This window comes from Sulfitobacter sp. KMM 9851 (genome assembly GCF_057178245.1).
The window spans coordinates 2,610,488-2,634,315 of sequence record NZ_CM169991.1; the positions used below are offsets into that span (position 1 = coordinate 2,610,488).

At 59.1% G+C, this 23,828-nt stretch carries 25 protein-coding genes and 1 tRNA gene; 17 read left to right on the plus strand and 9 right to left on the minus strand.

Annotation, left to right across the window (positions count from 1 at the left end):
- Positions 1-853: 853 nt before the first annotated feature.
- Positions 854-1,684: a response regulator transcription factor gene (locus AC1965_RS12890; RefSeq protein ID WP_483884263.1), complete on the minus strand. Its 831-nt coding sequence runs from the start codon at positions 1,682-1,684 to the stop codon at positions 854-856.
- Between the two features lie 638 nt (positions 1,685-2,322).
- Between AC1965_RS12890 and AC1965_RS12895 the strand changes: the two genes are divergently transcribed.
- Both AC1965_RS12895 and AC1965_RS12900 read left to right on the plus strand, forming a co-directional pair.
- The gene (locus AC1965_RS12895; protein ID WP_483884264.1) at positions 2,323-2,685 is read left to right on the plus strand and encodes a hypothetical protein; all 363 of its coding nucleotides are present in this window, start codon (positions 2,323-2,325) and stop codon (positions 2,683-2,685) included.
- Between the two features lie 134 nt (positions 2,686-2,819).
- Positions 2,820-2,984 (plus strand): hypothetical protein, encoded by a 165-nt coding sequence (locus tag AC1965_RS12900; RefSeq protein ID WP_483884265.1) that lies wholly within the window; start codon positions 2,820-2,822, stop codon positions 2,982-2,984.
- 120 nt (positions 2,985-3,104) lie between these two features.
- Here the strand turns inward: AC1965_RS12900 and AC1965_RS12905 are convergent, their stop codons facing one another.
- Positions 3,105-3,740 carry an SOS response-associated peptidase gene (locus tag AC1965_RS12905; RefSeq protein WP_483884266.1) on the minus strand — a complete coding sequence of 212 codons (636 nt, stop codon included), beginning with the start codon at positions 3,738-3,740 and terminating at the stop codon, positions 3,105-3,107.
- Positions 3,741-4,143: 403 nt separating this feature from the next.
- Here AC1965_RS12905 and AC1965_RS12910 point away from each other — a divergent pair, with 403 nt between their 5' ends.
- The 4 genes from AC1965_RS12910 to AC1965_RS12925 are packed head-to-tail and all read left to right on the plus strand — an operon-like array spanning position 4,144 to position 5,370.
- Positions 4,144-4,482, plus strand: coding sequence for a hypothetical protein (locus tag AC1965_RS12910; RefSeq protein ID WP_483884267.1), 339 nt, complete (start codon positions 4,144-4,146; stop codon positions 4,480-4,482).
- Between the two features lie 32 nt (positions 4,483-4,514).
- A complete protein-coding gene (locus AC1965_RS12915; RefSeq protein WP_483884268.1) occupies positions 4,515-4,859 on the plus strand; it encodes an ArsR/SmtB family transcription factor in 345 nt (114 codons plus the stop codon).
- Positions 4,852-5,235, plus strand: a complete 384-nt coding sequence (locus AC1965_RS12920) for an SRPBCC domain-containing protein (RefSeq protein ID WP_483884269.1) — start codon at positions 4,852-4,854, stop codon at positions 5,233-5,235. Before AC1965_RS12915 ends, AC1965_RS12920 begins: the two co-directional genes overlap by 8 nt.
- A gap of 6 nt (positions 5,236-5,241) precedes the next feature.
- Entirely contained in the window at positions 5,242-5,370 is a 129-nt protein-coding gene (locus tag AC1965_RS12925; protein ID WP_483884270.1) for a hypothetical protein, read from the plus strand.
- Positions 5,371-5,756: 386 nt separating this feature from the next.
- Here AC1965_RS12925 and AC1965_RS12930 read toward each other — a convergent pair whose 3' ends face one another.
- Positions 5,757-6,194, minus strand: a complete 438-nt coding sequence (locus tag AC1965_RS12930) for a MerR family transcriptional regulator (protein WP_483884271.1) — start codon at positions 6,192-6,194, stop codon at positions 5,757-5,759.
- 75 nt (positions 6,195-6,269) lie between these two features.
- On the opposite strand from AC1965_RS12930, the gene AC1965_RS12935 reads away from it, so the two are divergent.
- Genes AC1965_RS12935 through AC1965_RS12960 form a run of 6 tightly spaced genes read left to right on the plus strand, consistent with a single transcriptional unit; the run spans position 6,270 to position 9,432 of the window.
- Positions 6,270-6,659 carry a mercuric transporter MerT family protein gene (locus AC1965_RS12935; RefSeq protein ID WP_483884272.1) on the plus strand — a complete coding sequence of 130 codons (390 nt, stop codon included), beginning with the start codon at positions 6,270-6,272 and terminating at the stop codon, positions 6,657-6,659.
- Positions 6,660-6,673: 14 nt separating this feature from the next.
- Positions 6,674-6,970 carry a heavy-metal-associated domain-containing protein gene (locus AC1965_RS12940; RefSeq protein ID WP_483884273.1) on the plus strand — a complete coding sequence of 99 codons (297 nt, stop codon included), beginning with the start codon at positions 6,674-6,676 and terminating at the stop codon, positions 6,968-6,970.
- Complete coding sequence (gene merF, locus AC1965_RS12945; RefSeq protein ID WP_483884274.1) at positions 6,967-7,203, plus strand: mercury resistance system transport protein MerF; 237 nt, start codon at positions 6,967-6,969, stop codon at positions 7,201-7,203. The genes AC1965_RS12940 and merF overlap by 4 nt, the downstream gene beginning before the upstream one ends.
- Entirely contained in the window at positions 7,200-8,615 is a 1,416-nt protein-coding gene (gene merA / locus AC1965_RS12950; RefSeq protein ID WP_483884275.1) for a mercury(II) reductase, read from the plus strand. Before merF ends, merA begins: the two co-directional genes overlap by 4 nt.
- 4 nt (positions 8,616-8,619) lie before the next feature.
- Positions 8,620-8,982: a hypothetical protein gene (locus tag AC1965_RS12955; RefSeq protein WP_483884276.1), complete on the plus strand. Its 363-nt coding sequence runs from the start codon at positions 8,620-8,622 to the stop codon at positions 8,980-8,982.
- Between the two features lie 45 nt (positions 8,983-9,027).
- A complete protein-coding gene (locus tag AC1965_RS12960) occupies positions 9,028-9,432 on the plus strand; it encodes an FAD-dependent oxidoreductase (protein ID WP_483884277.1) in 405 nt (134 codons plus the stop codon).
- 278 nt (positions 9,433-9,710) lie between these two features.
- Here AC1965_RS12960 and AC1965_RS12965 read toward each other — a convergent pair.
- The 3 genes from AC1965_RS12965 to AC1965_RS12975 all read right to left on the minus strand — a co-directional run bounded on the left by AC1965_RS12965 (position 9,711) and on the right by AC1965_RS12975 (position 10,896).
- Positions 9,711-9,797 (minus strand) — tRNA-Leu (locus tag AC1965_RS12965).
- 40 nt (positions 9,798-9,837) lie between these two features.
- On the minus strand, positions 9,838-10,389 hold the full coding sequence (locus AC1965_RS12970) for a tetratricopeptide repeat protein (protein ID WP_483884278.1): 552 nt from the start codon (positions 10,387-10,389) through the stop codon (positions 9,838-9,840).
- A gap of 30 nt (positions 10,390-10,419) precedes the next feature.
- Positions 10,420-10,896, minus strand: coding sequence for an Lrp/AsnC family transcriptional regulator (locus AC1965_RS12975; protein ID WP_483887041.1), 477 nt, complete (start codon positions 10,894-10,896; stop codon positions 10,420-10,422).
- Between the two features lie 108 nt (positions 10,897-11,004).
- Here AC1965_RS12975 and putA point away from each other — a divergent pair, with 108 nt between their 5' ends.
- From putA to AC1965_RS12990, 3 genes are all read left to right on the plus strand, one after another.
- On the plus strand, positions 11,005-14,421 hold the full coding sequence (putA, locus tag AC1965_RS12980) for a bifunctional proline dehydrogenase/L-glutamate gamma-semialdehyde dehydrogenase PutA (RefSeq protein ID WP_483884279.1): 3,417 nt from the start codon (positions 11,005-11,007) through the stop codon (positions 14,419-14,421).
- Between the two features lie 79 nt (positions 14,422-14,500).
- Positions 14,501-15,244 (plus strand): rhomboid family intramembrane serine protease, encoded by a 744-nt coding sequence (locus AC1965_RS12985; RefSeq protein ID WP_483884280.1) that lies wholly within the window; start codon positions 14,501-14,503, stop codon positions 15,242-15,244.
- Entirely contained in the window at positions 15,241-15,621 is a 381-nt protein-coding gene (locus AC1965_RS12990; RefSeq protein ID WP_483884281.1) for a GFA family protein, read from the plus strand. Before AC1965_RS12985 ends, AC1965_RS12990 begins: the two co-directional genes overlap by 4 nt.
- A gap of 30 nt (positions 15,622-15,651) precedes the next feature.
- Here AC1965_RS12990 and AC1965_RS12995 read toward each other — a convergent pair whose 3' ends face one another.
- The 3 genes from AC1965_RS12995 to AC1965_RS13005 form a co-directional block, all read right to left on the minus strand.
- Entirely contained in the window at positions 15,652-16,746 is a 1,095-nt protein-coding gene (locus AC1965_RS12995; RefSeq protein ID WP_483884282.1) for a DUF2235 domain-containing protein, read from the minus strand.
- Positions 16,724-19,021 carry a xanthine dehydrogenase family protein molybdopterin-binding subunit gene (locus tag AC1965_RS13000; protein WP_483884283.1) on the minus strand — a complete coding sequence of 766 codons (2,298 nt, stop codon included), beginning with the start codon at positions 19,019-19,021 and terminating at the stop codon, positions 16,724-16,726. Before AC1965_RS13000 ends, AC1965_RS12995 begins: the two co-directional genes overlap by 23 nt.
- A gap of 86 nt (positions 19,022-19,107) precedes the next feature.
- Complete coding sequence (locus tag AC1965_RS13005) at positions 19,108-20,277, minus strand: type III PLP-dependent enzyme domain-containing protein (protein ID WP_483884284.1); 1,170 nt, start codon at positions 20,275-20,277, stop codon at positions 19,108-19,110.
- 119 nt (positions 20,278-20,396) lie between these two features.
- Here AC1965_RS13005 and AC1965_RS13010 point away from each other — a divergent pair, with 119 nt between their 5' ends.
- Positions 20,397-20,831 (plus strand): Lrp/AsnC family transcriptional regulator, encoded by a 435-nt coding sequence (locus AC1965_RS13010; protein ID WP_483887042.1) that lies wholly within the window; start codon positions 20,397-20,399, stop codon positions 20,829-20,831.
- A gap of 81 nt (positions 20,832-20,912) precedes the next feature.
- Positions 20,913-23,801 (plus strand): valine--tRNA ligase, encoded by a 2,889-nt coding sequence (locus AC1965_RS13015; RefSeq protein ID WP_483884285.1) that lies wholly within the window; start codon positions 20,913-20,915, stop codon positions 23,799-23,801.
- Positions 23,802-23,828: the final 27 nt, after the last annotated feature.

The following is a 23,828-nucleotide window of genomic DNA, read 5'->3' on the forward strand; positions in this document are numbered from 1 at the left end:
TCGAGATTGCGCGTCGTCGACGCGCGCTTTTCGCTGTCAGTGGAAAACTCCCCGTGGGACGTCTTGGCAGCGCTCACGACGCTTTCAATTGCAATCGCAATAACCTCGCGAATGTCGGCCCAGTTGTTACAAAATGCGCATCCTGCCTCGGAGAGCGGGTCTTTTTGGCACCTATGAGAAACTGGCGAGGCACACAAACCACAAAGGATAGTGTTCTCGTCGGCGGCAGTTAAGCATTCCAACATCGAAAGACTCTTTTCCCACTATGATTTGAATCGAAGACTTTGCTCCTGGATTGATCCAAGTGGCGAAAAGCCTGATCGACTGAGTATGAACATGTTATGAACCATTGCGATTTATCGCCCTTTACTCAGAACATATCGTCTTTCCAGCCGCTGACTTTACTGGAACAAACCCAGTCTTTACTGCCATTCTGCGACCCCAGCCAGCGAGCGCTGGTTCGTCCAGTCGCTTTGACGCCTGTTCTCCAGGTCTTGCGCTCCCCCTGATCGACGCCAGATGCGCCACAGTCCTCTCTCCCGCCTTCTTGTTCGTTACAAAACCGCATATAAATGCGTCCTTGGCAGTTATTTTTGAATCGAGCATAGAAGTCGTTGTTCTTCCACTCACTAGTTATTGTTACGCAATCTTGTGTAGGAGCATAGCATCCGTCGCTATCCTGCGACACGGCGGGGCTGCTGATTAGGAAGACCGCCGCAGCCATTGGGGTAAGTCTCAGGCGCATGAATATTTCTCCTGATGGTTTGAAAAGAAGCGTCCAGTTTGAACTGCTCAAACCTTGGGACTGCCTGCTCTACAACACAATCTATCGAAATCGATAGTGTCACGCCCGTCAAAGGGCGATAAATCCCCGTTTCACCGCCAGTGCAATCGCCTGCTCGCGTGTGTCCGCTTTCAGTTTGCGCCGCGCGGAAAGAATATTCTTCCTAACGGAAATTTCAGCTATTCCCATAATGTGGGCTATTTGTGCATTGCGAAGTCCATGAGCAAGATACTCAAGCGTTTCTCTTTCCCGGCCAGCCAATCCTGTTTCGGGTAATGCAACCTCGCCGCTATCGTCGTTAGTTTGGGTATCCGGCGCTCCGATATTGGCGACCATAAATGTGCTTAGAATTCTGAATTTTGCTAGAAAATCGGTGCAGAAGAAGCTTTTTGTACTGAACTCTGAGTTAAAGGTAACTGCATTGCGCGCATCCGAAACACCGGAGTCGAAGGGGATCAAATGAAGTGACTTGTAGCCCGCATCAAGCAGTCCATGATTGAGGTTGTACCAGCCCATGTCATCATGTGAGGTTTCAGTTCCTGCGCTAATTGTCAAAGCTGATCGAGATACCTTCGTATGTTCGGTCAACCTGTCAGACTGATAATGTTTTTGATCAACGTATTCGCTCAACCATCCGGTGGACATCGTGCTTCGCATCCAGCGAGGTGTCCCGTCGTTTGTGCCGACGCACCCCATAGTAAGCGAATTGCCTCCTAATTCCGCAGAAAGCACATTCGCAGCAACCCATTTGGCATCTTGGCTGTCAGCCGAAGAAAACGCATCAAGTGTGTCATATAGAAAGTTTGTGACACTCAAACCACGTCTCCCGAAAAATCCGCTTGTTACGCAAGCAGCAAAACATCCCATGGTTAGAGTGAAACTGTTTGCGAACTCGGTCAATCCATTAGATCAAACTATCGCTTCACCTAGCTTCCGCTTAGATAACTGACAAAAGGCTTGTGAGCTGAAAGCGAGCCTGCCAGTACAATGCCGTCTAGCAGTGCTGCCCCACGGGATATACTCGCTAGAAAACAATAAACTCCGGGAGCCATCCGGTTCTGTGTTTGAGCGACTGCAATGTTCCTTTGAGGACTCCATCCTGCCCGCCGCACTCCTCGACGGTATCGGGTGTCAGCCAAGCCAACCCGTTTCGGAACCAGCACAAGTGGTTAGCAACGTGAGCAGGACTGCAACACCCACGGCGTAAATAATAAGTCGTCGCATCGTTAAAATCCGCAACCTAGGTCATATCTCGAAAAAGTAACACACAATATTGATCTGGCAAGTCAGGCGCGTGCAATGCCGCAGTTCGGCGGCTTGCTACAACTTGGTCGCCATGGCTCTAGTCATTCCGGAAAGTTCCGAAAAGCTCATAGACGGCCATAAGCCAAAGGGACGCAGTTAACGCAAGAAAGCCCCATGGCCTCCGCCGTATCCGGTTAAGCAATGTCTGCTTTTGCTCTTCTGGTTCGACTTCAGGCATGCTCACCAGGTTAACCCAAGTTCGCTTGAAAACAAGCCGACACTCAGGCGCAGGCATGCAACGTGAATTGCGCCTGACCGGTGTAAATCATTGCAATTTTATCAAAAATGGCGTTCTGTCGTTGCATATTTCGACCGGCTCACAGGTTTCATGGCTAAATGCTCATGATCATCCATCACTGAGTGGAAGGGAGGATTTTGTGAACAAGGGCGTGATCGTAGGCTGCATTTATGATGCAGATGGTAATCCATATTCAGGCGCAGGCGTGATACTTCATGCCATCATGTCAGGCAGGAACCCAATCAAGCTGCGCGACACCTACGCCAAAGGAAATAGCTCAATCGACATGGTCTATTCGAAGAAAGATGGTTCTTTCGGTATTCCTTTTTTTGGCACGGTGTCTGGGTTGCGGAGATGATGTCGCCGGGGGCAGCCAAAGTATCAGCTATCGGTCGAACAACCGGGCATGGCTCTGAAATCTGCCGGATCAACGTTGCACCTGATCTTCGGCGCTTGGTTACTATGCTGCCGTCGGGACTGATTGGAGGAGGCATGTCAAAGTTTTACGGAGGGATCGTGGCAAAAACGATGCCGAGTCTAAAAGGGCTTGAAGGAGCAAAAGACCTCCTTGACGAGCAGCAACCAGCCAAACATGCGTCCACGGCCAACCTTATCGCCATTGGAGGCGTCGAGATTTGGCTAAGCACAACAGATTGAGCTGAGCGCAACGCAACTGCCATGGCGTACACTACGGTCATCAGCATCCTAGTTACTCGCAAATCTTATCTCCCCCCACAAACCAGTGCGACCAGCAACCAATCCAACTGTAAGGCTTGATCAGGCCATTTCGTCCTTCAAGATGCCGACGCCTTCGCTCACAATGTGCATCTTGTCCGAGGAGTAAGGGCGCAGGAGCGAAAGTGCTTCTTCTGCGGTCCCGCAAAGCCACGCTTCATAATCTTCGGGGTCAAGGATCACGGGCATTCGATCCGGATGGATCGGTTTCACAACGTCGTTTGCATGGGTCGTGATCATTGTATGAGTCAACGTGCTGATCTTGTCATCTGGCAATCCGGGCTGAACGTCGCGCCACATCCCCGCAAATGCGAACAGCGGGCGAGCTACATCGCCTTTTAGTGCAAACCAGTAATCTGTAGCAGGGTTGCGGCCTTTGGCTTCCCGGAAACTCGAAGCTGGAATAAGACATCTTCGGTGTTGAAAGCTGTCCTTCCAAAGCCCGTTCGTTGCCACTTTATCTGCACGAGCGTTGTTCCAAGCCGCTGGCGCGATCGGCTTGCCTGTTTTCTTCGACACCTTGGCAGTCAAGAAGCCCCAGCTCATAGACACCAGTTCCCGTTCATCTTGTTCATCAAGCCGTACAACTGGTGCATCATATTTAGGCCAAATGGCGGTCAGCGGTTCTGCATTGCCCAGATGGTCGCGTTCCGCCTCAACACCAAAAAGGCTGCGCATGGCGTCTTGCGCCCTTGTCATCGAGTATAGATTGCACATGCCGACTAAGCCTTTTCATCTGCCCATATCCACTTGGCAATCTGCTTTACGGGACGCCTGACAGTCAATTCATTCAGCCTGGATGCAGGCGGTTTGTTCCACACCACCCGGATGTATTCCTTTGTGCGGCACCTTGAGCAAGGAAACGGCGGGACATGGACTTCATGCTGGGGGCCAAGCACCTTCAACAAGTCGCTTGCCCAGTAGTTGACGGATCGGCGGCAGAGTCCGCAATGCACGGTTATCAACTGACCTGATTGGGCAGCATCGCGCATTAGGCGATTGCGTTGACGGCTGGCGGATGGGTGAGAGGCTGGCATGCGTCATGATAGAACATTGTGCGAACACCCTTCAAGCGGGTCAGGTGAACCTGATGCGCTCGGAACTGACCGCGACGCAACAGGCGGAGCATCTGGCGAAACGAAAAGAACTTTGGGAGATACGGAATAACGCGACAACTAGTCGGGAAACTCCGGGTCAACCGAAAGGGTTTGCGGGCGAAACCGCAGCGGCAACGGGCACCTCGACGCGGGATATCCAAAGGGCCACCAGCCGCGCCGAAGGCGTCACAGAGGAAGTGCGCAACGAGACACGCGGCACAGACTTGGAGCGCGGCACTGTCCGGAAAAATCCCACTATAACTGCTGCTGCGGATCGAATGGATGTCGGCTTTGGGATTCAGCTTCTTTTACTTAGGTGCTGACCTAACAGTACAGCGCCCCTATAGTAAGGTGCATGCCTGATCATGAACACTCCATAGAAAAGACTTTCATTGCGCTCTCCGATCCAACGCGCCGCGCGGTGGTTCAGGCGCTTAGTGAAGGGTCAGCGACCGTCTCCAAATTGGCTACCCCATTCGACATGGCGCTACCGTCCTTCACACAGCACCTCGGCGTTCTAGAACGAGCTGGCTTAATTGTGTCGAGACGCGAGGGGCGGAGCCGTGTTTGTTCGCTGAACCCATCTGCTTTGAAAAATGCCGAAGGCTGGATGGCCTCCTATCGGGCGCAATGGGAACGCCGCATGGACCGGTTTGAAGCTCATCTTGAAAATGCGAAAAAGGATAAATCGAATGACTAACAGTACCACAAACACAGTTTCGGATTGGGCTTCGTGGCCTTTAGACAGAGAATTGGTCCTCGCACGCGTCGTTAACGCTGACCGTGAAACTGCTTTTCAAGCATGGACTGACCCGGCGCAAATTGTGCAGTGGTTTGGACCCGATGGGTTCCGCATCGAGTCTCATGAGGCCGACATCCGCGCAGGCGGCGTATGGCAGTTCGACATGGTGGCCCCTGACGGCACACGGTTCTCTAATCGCATGGATTTTTTGCGTGTCGAAACACCCAGCCTGATTGAAGTCGATCACGGGCAGGACATTGATGATGACGTTGACAGTTTCCGACTTTTGGTGACTTTCGATGAGCAGGACAACGGGAAAACCGTAGTCACTTAGCGCCAGATGCACCCGACACCAGAACGTCGCGCCAGCGTCATGGGTTTTGGCGCTGTTGAATTTGGCACACAAACGCTGGATAAACTCGCGGATCACGTTGCCACCAAGTCCAACCTTGAAGCCGCCAACGGCTGACCATAGCTCGTAGCGCTCCAAAGATAAGCAGCCGTTCGTTTGAAAAAAGGCGAACGGCTGCTTTGTCCGCATAGCCGCCATTCGCCGCGCCCGCAAACTAAAATCGGCAATCCGAGGAAAGAGGGCGCTCGTGGCCGCTCCCCAGTATTTTTCGCGGTGCATCCGCAGCGAATGGCGCCTTTCCGCCCCTTGTGTCGAGGAACACGAACGGCCCATAGCTGCCGTCCGGGTCTTAGAACTTGCTGCGCAACAGCATGCAGAAAGCCGACATTCCACCGCGGTCGGCGAACGTTCTGATCCTTTGGAATCCAAAAGGCAATCTTCGCGTGTTTGCCGCGGCTACAAACGCTGAACACACCATTCCTTCATGTCTCGTCCAGTGCAGATCAATCTGCTTCGCCCACAGTCCCATCCGATAGCACCGTGAGGAGAGGACACTCTGGACTGTCCGAACCGCTGCACTTCGCAATCGTTTCCGCCAAGATAGCTTCGATGTTCTGAAGATCCATTATCTTTGCCCGCACGACGTCGAGATGATGCCGCCCGCGCTTCTCAACTTCTGCACAAGTATGGCTGCCGCGATCTACCATGCTGAGCAGTCCTCGGATTTCCTCCATCGTAAAGCCCAGTTCACGCGCCCGCATGATAAAGCCAAGCCGCTCAACATGTGCCGCCCCATACCGGCGGTGTCCGGCGGGGCTACGCGGTGGGTCGGGCATCAGGCCGACGCCTTCATAATAGCGGATAGTCTCAAGGTTGCAGCCAGTCAGGCGCGCAAGGTCAGAGCGTTTGAGGTCACTCGCAACACCGTGATCACCAGACATGCGTTTTCTCCTTGATCCTGTAGTTGCTACAGACCCTATCTTGCAAGTCATCACAGGGCAACAAAGAGCAAAGCAATGACAGATCACACCGCCGCGACCACAAATCAGCACGAGGACCGATCCGGTTGGCTCGCCACCGGTGCAGGCGTGCTCGGGGCGTTGGCCATGACCTCCTGCTGCATCCTGCCGCTTGTTCTGGTCAGTCTGGGTGTGACCGGGGTCTTCATCGGTCAGCTCACCGCCCTTTATGCCTACAAGTGGGTGACTTTGAGCTTCGCGGCAGCGACGCTCCCCTACGGGTTCTGGAAAGCTTACCGCCCGGTCCCCGCCGAAACCTGCACGGACGGCACCTGTGCGCGCCCGATTGATCGCGGGCTGATGCGCGGGCTGCTCTGGGGCGCTTTGCTTGTTGTGCTTCTCGCCTTGGCCTTTCCGGCACTCTCGCCCTTCCTTTTGACGTTCTGACCATGAGGTCTCCCATGAAACTTTTTATCTCCACCATTGCGCTCATCCTTTCAGCCAGCGTAGCAATGGCCGCAGAGGCCACTACGCGCGTCGCTGTCGAGGGACTCACCTGCCCTTCGTGTAGCTACATCGTCGCCACTGCCATGAAGCGTGTGGAAAGCGTTGAAATCCTTGAGTTCATCGAAGGTGATGCCGAAAACGGTCTCTATGTCCTGCGCTATGACGATGCGCTCACCGACCCGGAGGCCATCATCGCTGCCGTGACTGGCGTTGGCTATGGCGCGTTATTGGCCACGGAGAGCGGATCGTGAATGAGGCAAAGGCACCCGACAACCAGAGCCGTCTGCTCAAGGTTGGTCTTATCGGCACTGTCATCGCTGCCCTCTGCTGTTTCACGCCTGTGCTGGTGATCCTATTTGGCGCGGTCGGACTGTCGGCGTTGCTGGGCTGGCTCGACTACGTGCTGCTGCCCGCGCTCGCCATCTTTATCGGTATTACAATTTACGCGCTCTGGAAGCGCCGCAATTCTGAAAGACCCTCATGAAAGACAGCACTTCGCCCACGAATGGTCCCTATGATCTCGCCGTGATCGGCGCCGGTTCCGCTGGCTTCTCCGCCGCCATCACCGCCGCCGAGGCCGGTGCCCGCGTGGCACTGATCGGTGCAGGCACCATCGGCGGCACCTGCGTTAACGTGGGCTGCGTGCCGTCCAAAGCCTTGATCCGCGCGGTCGAGAGCCTGCATCACGCGCGCGCGGCGGGTCGGTTTGAGGGGATTGAGGCCGAGGCCCGCGTGACTGACTGGGCGGCTACAGTTGCGCAGAAACAGGCGCTGGTCGAAGAATTGCGCATGGCGAAATACGCGGATGTTCTGCCCCGGCATGAGAATGTCGATTACGTTGAAGGCCGGGCGACATTCGATGATGAAGGCAAGTTGACGGTCGATGGCAGCCTCTTTCCGGCGGGAAAAATCATCATCGCCACCGGCTCCCGCCCGCATGTGCCTGCCATCCCGGGGATTGAGGCCATCGATACGCTCGACAGCACGTCAGCGCTGGAGTTGACCGCTCTGCCGGCCTCCATGCTGGTTCTCGGCGCGGGCTATATCGGCGTGGAACTGGCGCAGCTTTTCGCGCGGGCCGGTGTTGCCGTGACGCTGGTCAGCCGCCGCAGTGTGTTGCCCGAAGCGGAGCCGGAAGTATCGGCGGCGCTTGAGGGCTACTTGGCCGACGAGGGCATCCAACTGGCGCGTGCAAAAGGTTATGATCGCATCTCGAAGCAAGACGCCGCCATCGCACTGCATCTCTCGGATGGCCAAGTGGTGACAGCAGAACGGCTCGTGCTCGCAACTGGCCGCGTGCCTAACAGTGACGGGCTGAACCTCGCGGCTGCCGGGATCACGATGGATGCGCGCGGGGGCATCGAGACCGATCCTCATATGCGCACCACTAACCCCAACATCTGGGCCGCAGGTGATGTCACTGGCCGCGATCAGTTCGTCTATATGGCCGCCTATGGCGCCAAGATAGCCGCCCGAAATGCCGTGGCGAGCGATACACGCACCTACGACAACGCGACCATGCCTTGGGTCGTCTTCTCTGATCCGCAGGTGGCCGGTGTCGGGCTGAGTGAAGCGCAGGCCCGTGCCGCAGGCCATGAGGTCGTGACCTCCGTTCTGCCACTTGACGCCGTGCCGCGTGCGCTGGCGGCCCGCGATACGCGCGGGTTGATCAAACTGGTGGCCGAGGCGGGGAGCAAGCGGCTGCTGGGCGCGCAGATCATGGCGCCGGAGGGGGCCGACAGCATCCAGACCGCGGCCATGGCGCTGAAGGCCGGGCTGACCTACGAGGAACTTGGCGATACCATCATGCCCTATCTGACCACCGTCGAAGGGCTGAAACTGGCGGCACAGACTTTCGAGAAGGACGTGGCCGCCCTGTCCTGCTGCGCGGGGTGAAGACATGACAGATCACTCTAATTACGATTGGCTGCGCACCCGGCGCGGCAGTCTGCTCGCATGGTGGATCCCCATCGGCGCGATGCTTCTGGCGCTTCCGCTTGCTGATGGCCCCAAAACCGCAATCTGGGTCGCCGCACTTGCTTGTATGGGCATCGCCTGTCTGCGCAATGCCCATCGCTGTGGCCGTGTGCATTGCCGCTACACGGGACCGTTCCTGCTGGCGATGACGCTGCCGGTGCTTGCGTATGGGGCTGGCGTGTTGCCTTTGGGCGACGACGGTTGGCGCTGGCTTGGGCTGTCGGTCGGCGTCGGCGTGACTGGGACCTGGTGGCTTAGTGAACAAATGCTCGGACGATACCGTTGAGCCTGCAACAGATGTCTTCCGAACTCTCGACTTCAAGGAAATTTCATGACCGAAACAGTTGATCTGATCGTCATCGGCGCCGGCATGGCCGGGGTCAACGCTGCGAAAAAGGCCGCGCGCGCAGGCTGGTCCGTCGCCATCGTAGACGAACTGCCCTACGGCGGCACCTGTGCGCTGCGGGGCTGTGATCCAAAGAAGATGTTGCGCGCCGGGGCCAAGGCGGTCGACGCCGCGCGGCTGCTGAGCGGCAAGGGAGTGGCCGGTGACACGCCGATCGATTGGCCCGCGCTGATGAAGCACAAGGAAAGCTTCACGGACCCGGTGCCTGAGAACATGGAGGACGGGCTGAAGAAAGCCGGTGTGCAAACCTTGCATGGATCAGCTCGTTTTACCGCAGCGGATCGGATCGAAATTGATGGCCATGGCGCAATCATGACGCAAAGAACATAACAACTAGGTGGGTCAAGTCTCGGTGACAATGCCGGGTCAGTTCTCAGTGACAATCAACAGGCGGAGACAAGACGTCTGATTGGTGGCACTTTAGGAAAGCCAGCAAAAATTTACTCATATCACCGCTCGTTAGTCGAAACGTGCATCACCACGCCAACCAGCAAAAATAAACGAGACCTAACGTCAAAACTACGCGCAAAAAAGGTGGACTGTTGGGTGGTCTTAATTAGGGGCTAACAGTTTAACAATTTGAAAATAATAAAAATTAGTAAAAATTTTGGTGCGGGCGGTGGGACTCGAACCCACACGGGGCTACGCCCCAACAGATTTTAAGTCTGGTATGTCTACCATTCCATCACGCCCGCATCGCGGCGCACAATAGCCATCGCGGGGCCGGTGTAAATGTCAGATGTCGCGATCACGCGAGCCAAGCGGTGCTCCGTCGGCCAGAAGCGCCGCTTCGGACAGCCATGGATTGTTCTCGACCGCCGCCAGCAACTGCGCCCGCGCCTCGTCCAATCTGCCCAAATTCATCAAGGTTAATGCACGCCCCGATTGGGCGGCGATGTGGTGCGGTTGCAGCGCCAAGGCCCGATCCAGATCGCCCAAGGCCTTTGCATAGTCCTCGCGCAGAAAGTGGATATAGGCGCGCTGGTTGTGGCCTTCGGCATAGGTGGGGCAATAGGCCACCAAACGATCGAACTCTTTCAACGCGCCCAAGAAATCATAGGTGTCGCGCCGCGCCATCCCGGCATCAAGCACCGCCTGGGCCGCCTCGTCAGGCGCGCGCAGCCACACCTGCCACATTTCGTTCGAGATCCGGCGACCCGCGTTGGCATCAGGAGCGGCCTGCGCCCTTGCGATCAGGTTAAGCAGTTCGCGGCTGATGTCCTGCGGTGCCGGGCAGTCCGCAAAGGCAGGGGCGGCCATAAGGGCCAATATGATCAGGCTGCGCATTACTGAATGATGGCGCGCCGGACACATCCGTCAAGTGGCATCGGCCAGCATCGTCTCCTTCACCGCCTCCATTGCCACGTAGGTCGACGTATTGGCGACATGGGGAAGCGATGAAATTATCTCTCCTAGAAATTTGCGGTATTCAGACATGCTCCGTGTCCGCACCTTGAGTAGATAGTCAAAATGACTGGCAATCATATGGGCCTGTTCGATCTCCGGCACTTTCGCCACGGCAGCGTTGAACGCCCGCAAGGCCACTTCGCGCGTGTCGCTCAGCCGAACTTCGACAAAAGCCACATGATCTAGCCCCAAACGGATGGGATCCAGCAGCGCGCGGTAGCCCAGAATGACACCGCTTTCCTCCAATCGTCTAAGCCGCGCCTGTGTCGGCGATTTGGATAGGCCGATGCGTTTGGCGAGGTCAGTTATGCTGATCCGACCATCTTCCGCCAGCACGGATAGAATCGCTTGATCAAAGCGGTCCAGATCAGAATGCCCATTTATCATCATCTCACCCCTGAACTTAGTTACTATCGACTGCCAATTTTGTCATCTTCAGGCATTTTAACTGTTCAACATCCGCTATTCTAGGCCAAACACTCAATGGAGCAAGCCATGGCCCGCGTTTCTACCTCCTCTCTGCGCCACACAATCGATGCAGGCACCTATGCCGACACCGCCGATGTCCTGCCACGTCTGATCAGCGCTGCCCGGCTGAACGCCGAAGATCGCGCAACCATCTGCGCTGATGCCGCTGGGCTTGTGCGCGATATCCGCGCGGCAACCTCGCCCGGAATGATGGAAGTATTTCTGGCAGAATACGGTCTGTCCACCGACGAAGGTGTGGCGCTGATGTGTCTGGCCGAGGCGCTGCTGCGGGTGCCCGATGCCGATACCATTGATGCCCTGATCGAAGACAAGATCGCCCCGTCCGACTGGGGCCGCCATATGGGGCACTCTACCTCCAGCCTTGTGAACGCCTCCACCTGGGCCTTGATGCTGACGGGCCGCGTGCTCGACGATGATCAGCCCGGTCCGGTGCGCCATCTGCGCGCTGCGATCAAGCGGTTGGGCGAACCCGTGATCCGAACCGCCGTATCCCGCGCGATGAAGGAGATGGGCCGCCAATTCGTGTTGGGCGAAGACATCACCGCCGCGATGAAACGTGCCAGCGGTATGGAAAAAAAGGGTTTTACCTATAGCTATGACATGCTGGGCGAAGCGGCCCGGACCGAGGCCGACGCCAAGCGCTATCACCTGAGCTATTCGCGCGCGATTTCCGCCATCGCCACTGCCTGCACGGCCGATGACATCCGCAAGAATCCCGGCATTTCGGTCAAGCTTAGCGCGCTACACCCGCGTTACGAAGTTGCCCAAGAGGCTGCCGTGATGCGCGATCTGGTGCCACGCCTGCGCGCGCTGGCGCTGCTTGCCAAATCGGCTGGCATGGGTTTGAACGTCGACGCAGAAGAAGCCGACAGGCTGGCGCTGTCACTGGATGTGATCGACACGGTGATGCAGGAACCAGCACTTGCTGGCTGGGACGGGTTTGGCATCGTGGTGCAGGCCTACGGCCCCCGCGCCGGGCTGGTAATCGACGCGCTTTATGAAATGGCCGAACGTCACGACCGCAGGATCATGGTGCGTCTGGTCAAGGGCGCGTATTGGGACACCGAGATCAAGCGCGCTCAGGTCGAAGGGATCGACGGTTTCCCCGTCTTCACGCAAAAGGCCGCGACCGACGTGTCCTACATCTCCAATGCGCGCAAGCTGTTGGGCATGACCGACCGGATTTACCCACAGTTCGCCACCCATAATGCCCACACGGTTGCAGCGATCCTGCACATGGCTGACGCCCCCGAAAAATACGAATTCCAGCGCCTGCACGGGATGGGAGAGACACTGCACAATCTGGTAATGTCCAAAAATGGCACCCACTGCCGGATTTACGCCCCCGTCGGCGCGCATAAAGATTTGCTGGCTTATTTGGTACGGCGCCTTTTGGAAAACGGGGCCAACTCCAGCTTTGTGAACCAGATCGTCGACGAATCCGTTGCCCCCGAAGTTGTCGCGGCAGACCCCTTTGATCAACTGGCGTTGCCTGCGGCAACCATCCCCAAAGGCCCTGAAATCTTCTTGCCGATGCGTGCCAATGCGGTCGGCTTTGACCTCGCCCATGCCCCCACGCTCAGCGCGATCGAGGACGCACGCGGTCCTTTTGAGACATCCAAATGGAACGCTGCCCCGCTGCTTGCGACGAAACCCGCGCCAGGCAAACCTGTCGATGTGATCAATCCGGCCAACGGCACATCGCCCGGCACCGTGCACCCCGCATCGCCTGCCGATGTTGCCGCCGCCCTAGACAATGCCGCCCCCTGGGACGCCGATCTGGATGTCCGTCGCTCGGTGTTGCTGAAAGCGGCCGATCAGATGGAAGCCCGCTATGGCGAGATTTTCGCCCTGCTGGCGCGTGAAGCAGGCAAGGGTCTGCCCGATTGCGTGGCCGAACTGCGCGAAGCGGTGGATTTCCTGCGCTATTACGCGGCTCAGGCCACAAACATGCCCCCCAGCGGTATTTTCACCTGCATCTCGCCGTGGAACTTCCCGCTCGCCATCTTCTGCGGACAGGTTTCGGCGGCGCTGGCCGCAGGCAACGCTGTGCTGGCCAAACCAGCCGAGCAGACCCCGCTGATCGCCTATCTCGCGGTCGAGATTTTTCACGATGCCGGCGTACCACGGACAGCGCTGCAACTGCTGCCAGGAGCCGGTGATGTAGGTGCGGCGCTGACCTCGGATGCCCGGATCAACGGGGTCGCCTTCACCGGCTCTACCGCCACCGCGCAACGAATACGTGCCGCAATGGCCGAACATTGCGCCCCCGGCACCACGCTGATCGCCGAAACAGGTGGTCTGAACGCGATGATCGTCGACAGCACGGCCCTGCCGGAACAGGCGGTGCAAGCAGTCGTCGAAAGCGCGTTCCAATCCGCCGGCCAGCGCTGCTCCGCTCTGCGCTGTCTCTATGTGCAGGAGGACATCGCCGAAGACCTGACCAAAATGTTGATCGGCGCGATGCAGGCGCTGACGATGGGGGACCCTTGGCACCTCAGCACCGATGTCGGCCCGGTCATCGACGATGCCGCCCGCAAGACCATCGCCGATCACATCGCCGCCGCCCGCGCGGATGGCCGTGTGATTGCAGACTTGACCGCCCCCCAGGGCGGCACCTTCGTCGCGCCCACCATCATCAAAGTGAACAGTATCGGCGATCTGGAACGTGAGACCTTTGGTCCCGTGCTGCATCTGGCCACCTTCAAGAGCCACGAGCTCGACAAGGTAATCGACGCCATCAATGCCACTGGCTACGGGCTGACATTTGGCCTGCACACCCGCATCGACGACCGGGTACAGCACGTGTCGGAACGCATTGAAGCGGGCAACATTTATGTCAACCGCAACCAGATCGGCGCGATTGTGGGCAGCCAGCCCTTTGGTGGTGAAGGGCTTTCGGGCACCGGGCCAAAGGCGGGCGGTCCAAACTACCTGCCGCGGTTCAGTCGCCCCGACCGGCAGAACAGTGATGCCAAGTGGGACAATGTGCAGGCGCAGCTGCCTGCGCTGCCGACGCATGACGCCACGGTGCTGGAAACTCAGTCCATGCCGGGGCCGACTGGCGAATCCAACCGCCTGTCCACCCTGCCCCGGCCCGCGCTGCTGTGCATGGGTCCAGGTGCGGAGACTGCTGCGGCACAGGCCAAGGCAGTACGCGCCCTGGGCGGCACAGCAATTGAAGCGACGGGACAGATCGACCCGGACGCGCTGACCGATGGTCCGGCCTACGGCGGCGTGCTTTGGTGGGGCGATGTGCAGACCGCACGCGCCATCGAGCTGGCAACCGCTCGGCGCAGCGGGCCGATCCTGCCGCTGATCAACGGGCTGCCTGACACCGCCCGCGTCCGCGCCGAACGCCATGTCTGCGTCGACACCACCGCATCGGGCGGCAATGCGCAACTGCTCGGCGCGATGGCCTAACGCGGCTAGCACTTCAAAAGAGGCCCTGTTACGTCAGGGCCTCTTGACCGCACCGCGCCCTTGGCCAAATGTGTCGCCCATGTTTCCAATCCGCGATCATAACCCCTCGGGCCGCACGCCATATGTCACCTATGCGCTGATGGCGGCGAACATCGGGATATTTCTCAGCTACGTCGGCCTGATGTCAGATGCCAACGCAATCGGGGAATTCTATTTCAACTGGGCCCTGCTGCCCGCCAGACTTGCATCTGGCGAGGGCTGGGTTGGTCTGATCACCTCCATGTTTCTGCACGGCGGCTGGATGCATATTGCTGGCAACATGTTGTTTCTATGGATTTTCGGCGACAATATCGAAGACGAGATGGGCCACTTTCCCTACCTGCTGTTCTACCTCGCATGTGGTGTGGCTGCGGGGCTGGGGCAGGTTATCTCAGAACCCACATCTTATGTACCCATGGTAGGCGCATCGGGGGCTATCGCGGGCGTGATGGGCGGCTATCTTCTGCTTTATCCCAAGGCCAAGGTCGACATCCTGATCATCTTTATCGTCTTCTTTCGCATCTTCCCGATCCCGGCCTGGATCATGCTGGGCGTTTGGTTTGGGATGCAGTTCATCGGGGGTATGGGCGCGACACCCGAAAGCGGCGGCGTTGCCTATTGGGCGCACGCAGGCGGCTTTGTCGCAGGTGTGCTGCTGACCCTGCCAGTCTGGCTGCGCCGCGGGGGCGTGCGTTTCTGGGGCCGTACCCATGGCCACCCGCCTCACGCCGCCGCCAGCTACGCCGCTCTAGAAAGCCGCATTCCGAAGGTAAAACGCCGATGACCGATGTTTCCGAAGTCCGCCGCGCTTCGTGTCACTGCGGCGCCGTCGTGATCGAAGCGACGCTACCACAGGGTCTGGCCTCTGCCACGCGCTGCACCTGTTCTTTCTGTCGCCGACGCGCCGCCGCCGCCGTGACCGCCATCGCCAGCAGCGTGAGAATTCTGCAAGGCGCCGACAACATCAGCCTATACACTTGGGGCAGTCACACGGCGAAGCATTACTTCTGCAAGACCTGCGGCATCTACACCCACCACCAGCGCCGCTCTGACCCGCGCGAATGTGGCGTGAACCTCGGCGCGATCGACGGCGCCGCGCCATGGGAGCAGGAGCCGCTCCCCTATACTGATGGCATCAACCACCCGTCGGATCGGAAATAGCGCGCGCAGGCGCGGTACTCGCCCGGCTCCTTACAACGACGGCAAAACTCCCTGCATCCGCTGAAGGACGCTACCGCCGCCTTCTGTGGCCTCGGCGCGTGCGCCGACGCTCTCATGCAGCCGCTCTGACGGGTCCGTGCCTACCAGGCGACGACGGCGTGTCATGAACACCTTGCCATATCCCCGCCATGTCCCAACCGACGGCGCGGTGGCATCTTGCACAAACCGCTGCGCCCAACCCTCGGGCAAAGGCAACCCACAATCCTCGGCCCGCGACAGCACCCAGACCAACGGAATGTTCGACAATGGCCGTGCCGCCTCGTATCCGCCAAGTTGGCCGCCAATGTCACCATGGGTCCCAGGAAACCACACCTGCTCCACCCGCCCCTCATAGCCTTCAGGTGTTGTCCACTTTACCGGGGCATAGGCCATTCGAGATTCGTTGAGGGCCAGCGCATGAAACCCGTTCTTCACCACCCCGCTCAGATCGTGATTGTGAAAGGCATGCAGCGGCTCTGACAGACGCCACAAAAACGGCGCGTTGATGCCAAGCGATTTCACCGTGTCCCAGATGGCAATCGCCTCGATCTCGACCGGCAGCTCGTGGCAGTGCGCAGCGGCAAAGGCGCGCGACAGATCAGTGATATCATGGGCTTCGTAGTGGCGATACACATCACGGATGTTACGTTCGGTCGCGGCCTCGGCGCGCAGCAACCCGACGCGGTCGATCACCCCGGCAAGCGACCGTACCGCATAGGCACCACGCGAATACCCCATCAGAAAAATCCGGTCGCCAGGGCGAAATCGTGACGCCAGATAGCCGTATGCGCGCCTGATCTGTCGGTTGATCCCGCGCCCGGCCGCCACATCAGCGGCGCTGCGCCAGTCGCGCCATTGCAGCCCCGGTTCGTAGTAGATCGACAGCGCGCTGCCCATCTCGCGGCACAGTTTATAGGCAATCCCGGCGTTGGTTTCCTGACCTTCGTCGAGCGACGACATCGTGCCATCGAGTATTATCACATGGGTCACGGCCCCCCGGCGTGGACCGAAATCCGACGCCGGGCGCTGCCAAAGCCGCCCGAACAGGCGTTTCAGAAAACCGTTATTCTGCCGCGATGGTGCCACCTTGCAACATCTCCCATACCCGGTGAGGGGTGAACGGCATGTCCACCTGCCGCACACCGCGATCCCACAGCGCATCCTGCACCGCATTTGCCACCGCCGCCAGTGCGCCGACAGTGCCCGCCTCGCCGCAGCCCTTCATCCCCATGATATTGGCCGTCGACGGCACCGGCTCGGACGTAAAGGAAATATTCGGCAAATCAGCAGCGCGTGGCAAGGCATAGTCCATGAACGATGCTGTCAGCAGCTGGCCGTCTTCGTCATAGACAACGCGTTCTTGCACCGCCTGACCAATCCCTTGGGCGACACCGCCGTGCACCTGCCCCTCGGCCAACATCGGATTGATAAGGTTGCCGAAATCGTCCACCACGGTATAGCGTTCAACCGTCGTGATCCCCGTGTCCGGGTCAATCACCACCTCGGCGACATGCGCCCCGTTGGGGAAACTGCGCGCAGGCAGGCTGGCACGTTCATGATGTGTCAGCAGATCGTCGCGCCCCTTGGCGCGGGCCATATCCGCCACCTCCAGCATCGTCGGCGTCAGGTTTGACCCCTCGGCACGGAACCGTTCATCATCGAATTTGACCGCGCTTGCCTCGACGCCCATTTCTTCGGCCAGAAATGCGGTGAAGACGCTCGTCATCTTGGCCACCGTGGCCAGCGTCGCGTTGTTCTGCGTGGTCACCGAGCGTGAGCCCCCCGTGCCGCCGCCCTGTTTGATCAGGTCGCTGTCACCCTGTACCACATTGATCCGATCGGCCGGGATACCCGTTTGATCGGACAGGAAACGGGCATAGACGGTTTCATGGCCCTGGCCGTTGCTTTGGGTGCCGACATAGATCGTCACGCTGCCATCCTCTTCAAAGACCACCTTGGCCCCTTCCGAAGGATCACCCAAAATACTTTCGATATAGTAACAAAGTCCCTGCCCCCGTAGCAGTCCGCGTTTCGCATCCGCTGCGCGCCTCGCGGCAAAGCCATCGCGGTCGGCCTCGACAGCGACACGAGTCAGCAGGCGGTTAAAATCACCGACGTCATAGGTTTCATTTGTGGCAGATTTATAAGGAAACTGATCGGGTTTGATAAAGTTGATCCGCCGCAACTCCCACGGGTCTACACCCAGCTCACGCGCGGCGCGGTCCATAAGCCGCTCAAGTACATAGATCGCCTCTGGCCGACCGGCCCCGCGATAGGCATCGACCTGTACCGTGTTGGTATAGAACCCTTCGACGTGCAGGTAGGTCGTCTGCACATCATAGACACCCATCAGGACCCGGCTGAACAATTGGCTTTGGATCGGCTGGCCGAACTGGCTGTTATATCCGCCCAGATTGCACCGCGTATCGACGCGGTAGGCCGTGATCTTGTGGTTCTTATCAAAGGCAAACTCGGCCCATGAGGTCAGATCACGCCCGCCATTATCCGTCAGCATCGCCTCGGTACGTTCAGACATCCAGCGCACCGGGCGGTCCAGCACCCGCGCCGCCTGTGCCACGCAAAAATACTCAGGATAGGCCATCGCCTTCATGCCGAAACCGCCACCCACGTCGGGATTGGTCACGCGCACGTTGTCCTCTGGCAGACCAAAGGCCTTTACCAAAAACCCTTTGGGCTGCCACACGCCCTGCCCGTTGTTGGCAACATGCAGACGCTCGCCATCCCATTCGGCGTAACAGCCGCGCGGTTCCATCGAATTGACGATGATACGGTTGTCCTCAATCTCAAGCCTCACCCGGCGCGCGGCATCCTTAAAGGCCGCCTCGACCGCCTCTTCGTCGCCCATGCCCCAATCGAACGCCCGGTTATCGGGCGCTTCGCTGTGCAAAGTCTCGCCCCCCGGACCCAGATCAACCTTGGCGGGCAGGTCGTCGGCGTCGAACATGATCAATTCGGCGGCATCGCGGGCCTGTTGCATCGTTTCCGCGACGATCATCGCGACCGGTTCGCCCACATAGCGCACGCGGCCCTTTGCCAGCATGGGCCGCAGCGGCGCCGCGCCGCTGCTGCCATCGCGGTTCTTGACCACGGTCCCGGGCATTGCCACATCCATCCCCGCCGCTTCGAGATCTTCGCAGGTCAGCACCAGATGCACACCCTCGGCTTGGCGCGCGTCCGAGACATCCAACTCGGTAATCGCGCCATGGGCGATGGGGGAGCGGAAAAAGAACCCGTGTAGCGCGTTCGCGGGGGCAATGTCATCGACATACCGCCCCGCGCCGGTCAGAAACCGCACGTCCTCAACGCGCTTCACCGATTGGCTTTTCCCGAACTTTTCCATGCGACGCACATCCTCACCTAACTTTGACAGTCAGGCGCAACATGGGCGGCGCAGGCGCGAGTGTCCAGAGGGGGAAGTGGCCGGCTTCAGGCGGCACACTTGATCGCGGCAGACCTGCTGAAATTTAGCGCATCCACCATTTCGACACGTTGCAGCCCATAGCCGTTGAATGCGGTGGACATCGCGATGGAGTAGGCCCCCATGCCACCAAACAGCACAAAATCCCCTGCTTGGGTGCCCTCAGGCAGAGGCAGGCCATCTGGCAAACGGTCCAGCGAATCGCAGGTCGGGCCAAACACGACGCGCGGCACGGTGGCGCCTCGGCGCGGCGCGCCCGTGGGGTCGAGAACCTGTACCAGTGCGGACAGCCCCATATCGCGCAGATCGGGCAATCCGCCATAGATGCCATCATTCAGGAACACCGTGCGCCCGTCGGCGCGCATCCCCTTGATGCGGGTCGCCAGAACAAAGGCGTCCGCCACCATCGCCCGGCCCGGCTCGCACAGCAGACTGGGCGCGTCGGCGCCAAATGCCTCGTCGACTGCGACCATGACGGCGGCAAAAACGGCCTGGTGATCTGGCGCGTCAAATCCACGATCCACGGCAAAGCCACCACCAATGTTTAGCCGCTTGATCGTGACGCCGGCCGCCCGCACGATCCCTGCTGCCGCACGCACATACTGTGCCCAGGCCTGCGGATCATTGCACTGCGTGCCAGGGTGGAAACACAGCGACGGGGCAAAGCCCATGTCCGCTACAATCCGCAACAAGACCGCCGCCTGATCCGGGGCCGCGCCAAACTTGGCCCCGAAATCATAGGCCGCCCCTTTGACCGGCAGGGCAAAGCGCACCGCCACCTCGGCCCCGCGCGGCACCTCGGCCAGTTTTGCCAGTTCCGCCGCATCATCTATCGACCAGCTTGCTACCCCTGCGGCAATGCCTGCGGCAACTTCGGCTTCGGACCGCACCGGATTATTGTAATGCAACACGGCCTTCGGACAGGCGGCGCGTACCGCAGCCATTTCCGCAGGCGATGCCACATCAAAGGCCGTGATCCCCGCAGCTACCAGATTGCTTAGAACCTCTGCGCGGTCGTTTGCCTTGACCGCATAGGTCACCAGCCCGTCAAAATCCGCCAGAAACCGCCGCGCTGTGGCCTGCAAGACATTAGGTGCCAGAAACATCATCGGCGCATCGGGCTGATGTTTGGCAAGATAGGCGGCGGGTGTGGCGGACAGGGGGGCGCTATGCTGCATCGAAAGGGGCCTCTTTTTGATTCCAAGGTGTTTTCCATATTTCAGCGCAGATTCTTGTCGATTCAACGTATCACTACGTCTATATTGCATGAAACTTCCGACAGATTGCCGACATGACCATACAAATTGACGAAACAGATCGTGCGCTCATAAGCGCCCTGCAATCGAACGCCCGCCTGCCGGTGGCCGATCTGGCGCGGGGTTTGGGGCTTGCGCGCTCGACCGTGCAGGCGCGGCTGGAACGGTTGGAACGCAGCGGGGTGATCGCTGGCTATGCCGTGCGTCTGGGTGAAGCCGCCCGCGCACCGCTGCACGCCACAGCCTTGGTCAGCATCGAACCGCGCTCCGGCCCCGCTGTCCTGAACCGCCTGCGCAGCTTGGCTGGCGTGCAGGTCGTGCATACCACTTCTGGCCGCTTTGACCTGCTGGTACAGATCGCGGCACAGACCACCCAAGAACTCGACGAAACCCTCGATCGCATTGGCGAAGCACGTGGCGTGAAAGGATCGGAAAGCCTGATCCACCTCAGCACCAAGATCGACCGACGTAGCTAGGGCCCGCACTTGGGCTGTGCCATAGGTCTTTCCCTTGCCGCCGCAGCCCGCTAAATGGGGCGCAACAAAAGGGATATGATCATGGCACTCGAAAAGACCTTCAACGCAGCAGAGGCCGAAAGCCGCATTTACGCCGACTGGGAAACCAAAGGCGCGTTCAAGGCCGGCGCGAATGCCAGCCGGGCCGAGACCTTCTCCATCATGATCCCGCCGCCCAATGTGACGGGCTCGCTGCATATGGGCCATGCCTTTAACAACACGTTGCAGGATATCCTGATCCGCTGGCACCGGATGCAGGGGTATGACACCCTGTGGCAGCCCGGCCAGGACCACGCAGGCATTGCCACACAGATGGTGGTGGAACGCGATCTGGCCGCCACCGGGCAGCCCAGCCGCCGCGAATTGGGGCGCGAGGTGTTCACTCAAAAGGTCTGGGAGCAAAAGCAGAAATCCGGCGGCACGATCATTGACCAGCTGCGCCGCCTTGGTGCCTCCTGCGATTGGTCGCGCAACGCCTTTACCATGTCCGGCGCGCCAGGATCGCCTGCGGGCGAAGAAGGCAATTTCCACGATGCGGTGATCAAGGTCTTTGTGGATATGTACAACAAGGGCCTGATCTATCGCGGCAAACGCTTGGTCAACTGGGACCCGCATTTCGAAACCGCGATTTCTGACTTGGAGGTCGAATCCACCGAAGTCGACGGCCACATGTGGCACTTCAAGTACCCCCTCGCGGGCGGCGCGACCTACGAATATGTCGAGAAAGACGAAGACGGCAACGTCACCCTGCGCGATACGCGCGATTACATCGCCATCGCCACCACGCGCCCCGAAACCATGCTGGGCGACGGCGCGGTTGCAGTTCATCCATCAGATGAACGTTACGCGCCAATCATTGGAAAACTATGCGAAATTCCGGTTGGACCAAAAGCGCAGCGCCGCCTGATCCCGATCATCACCGATGAATACCCGGACAAGAATTTCGGTTCGGGTGCCGTGAAAATCACCGGCGCGCATGACTTCAACGACTACGGCGTTGCCACGCGCAACAACATCCCGCTTTACGCGCTGATGGACACCCGCGGCGCAATGCGCGCCGATGGCCTGCCCTACGCTGAGGCCGCCGCCCGCGCCCAAGCAATTGCCGAAGGCCGCGAAGACGCCCCCGCCGACGCGACCGAGATCAACCTCGTCCCTGATGACTATCGCGGGCTGGATCGGTTCGAGGCGCGCAAAAAGGTCGTCGAGGAAATCACCGCCGAAGGTTTGGCCGTCATGGTCTCCGTCCCCGTGATCGACGAAGAAGACGGGCAGGAAAGTTCAAAGCTGGTCCCCTTTGTCGAAAACAAAAAGATCATGCAGCCCTTTGGCGACCGCTCCAAAGTCGTGATCGAACCGATGCTGACAGACCAATGGTTTGTCGCCACCGACAAGATCGTGCAGCCCGCCATTGATGCGGTGCGTTCAGGCGAAGTGGCGATCCTGCCCGAGCAGGACAAAAAGGTCTATTTCCACTGGCTGGAGAATATCGAGCCTTGGTGTATCTCGCGGCAATTGTGGTGGGGCCACCAAATTCCGGTTTGGTTCGACGATGAAGGCAATGAATATTGCGCCCCGACCGAAGCTGAGGCACAGGCGATGGCGCCGGGCAAAAATCTGCGCCGCGACCCCGACGTGCTCGACACATGGTTCTCCTCCGGCCTCTGGCCTATCGGCACCCTTGGCTGGCCCGAACAAACCGAGGAATTGGAAAAATACTTCCCCACCTCCGTCCTCGTCACCGGGTTTGACATTATTTTCTTCTGGGTCGCCCGGATGATGATGATGCAATACGCCGTGGTGGGTGAGCGCCCGTTTGACACCGTCTATGTCCACGCGCTGGTGCGCGACGAGAAGGGCAAGAAGATGTCGAAAAGCCTCGGCAATGTCCTCGACCCGCTCGAGCTGATCGACGACTTTGGCGCCGACGCCGTGCGCTTTACCGTCACCTCGATGGCCGCCATGGGGCGTGACCTGAAACTCAGCACCCAGCGCATCGCGGGCTACCGTAATTTCGGCACCAAACTGTGGAACGCCCACCGTTTTGCCGAGATGAACGGCGTGTTCTCCGGTGCACCCGCGCGGATGCCAAAGCCGCAGGCAACACTGAACAAGTGGATCGTCGGAGAGACCGCCCGCATCCGCGAAGAGGTCGACGCGGCCCTCGAAAACTACCGTTTTAATGATGCTGCCAACGCGCTCTATGCCTTTGTCTGGGGCAAGGTTTGCGACTGGTATGTGGAGTTGTCCAAGCCCCTGTTGCAGGACGACGCGCCGGAGGCAGAGGAAACGCGCCAGACGATGGCCTGGGTGTTGGAGCAATGTCTGATCCTGCTGCACCCGATCATGCCCTTTATCACGGAAGAACTGTGGCAAACCACAGCCAACCGCGACGAATTGCTGGCGTTGACCGATTGGCCAACCTACGAAACCACCGATCTGCTGGACGCCGACGCCGACCGCGAGTTGAACTGGGTTATCGGGCTGATCGAAAGCATCCGCTCAGCGCGGGCGCAGATGCATGTGCCTGCGGGTTTGCAGGTGCCGATGCTGGTCACCGACATGGATGCCGCAGCACAGGGGGCATGGGATCGCAACGAGGCGATGATCAAACGTCTGGCCCGCGTCGAAGCGCTTGATAAGGCGGATGATTTCCCTAAAGGAACCGTGTCTATCGGTGCGCCCGGTGCAACCTTTGGTTTGCCGCTGGCAGGGCTGATCGACATCGACGCCGAAAAAGCGCGCTTGCAGAAATCGCTCGATAAGCTGGGCAAGGAAATCGGCGGGCTCAAGGGGCGGTTGAACAACCCCAAATTCGCGGCCTCAGCGCCCGAAGAGGTCGTGGCCGAGGCGCAGGCAAACCTTGATGCGCGTCAGCAAGAAGCGGACCAGTTGCAAGCGGCGCTGAACCGCCTCGCCGAACTGGGTTAACGCGACATCCGTGCAGCACCAGCCAGA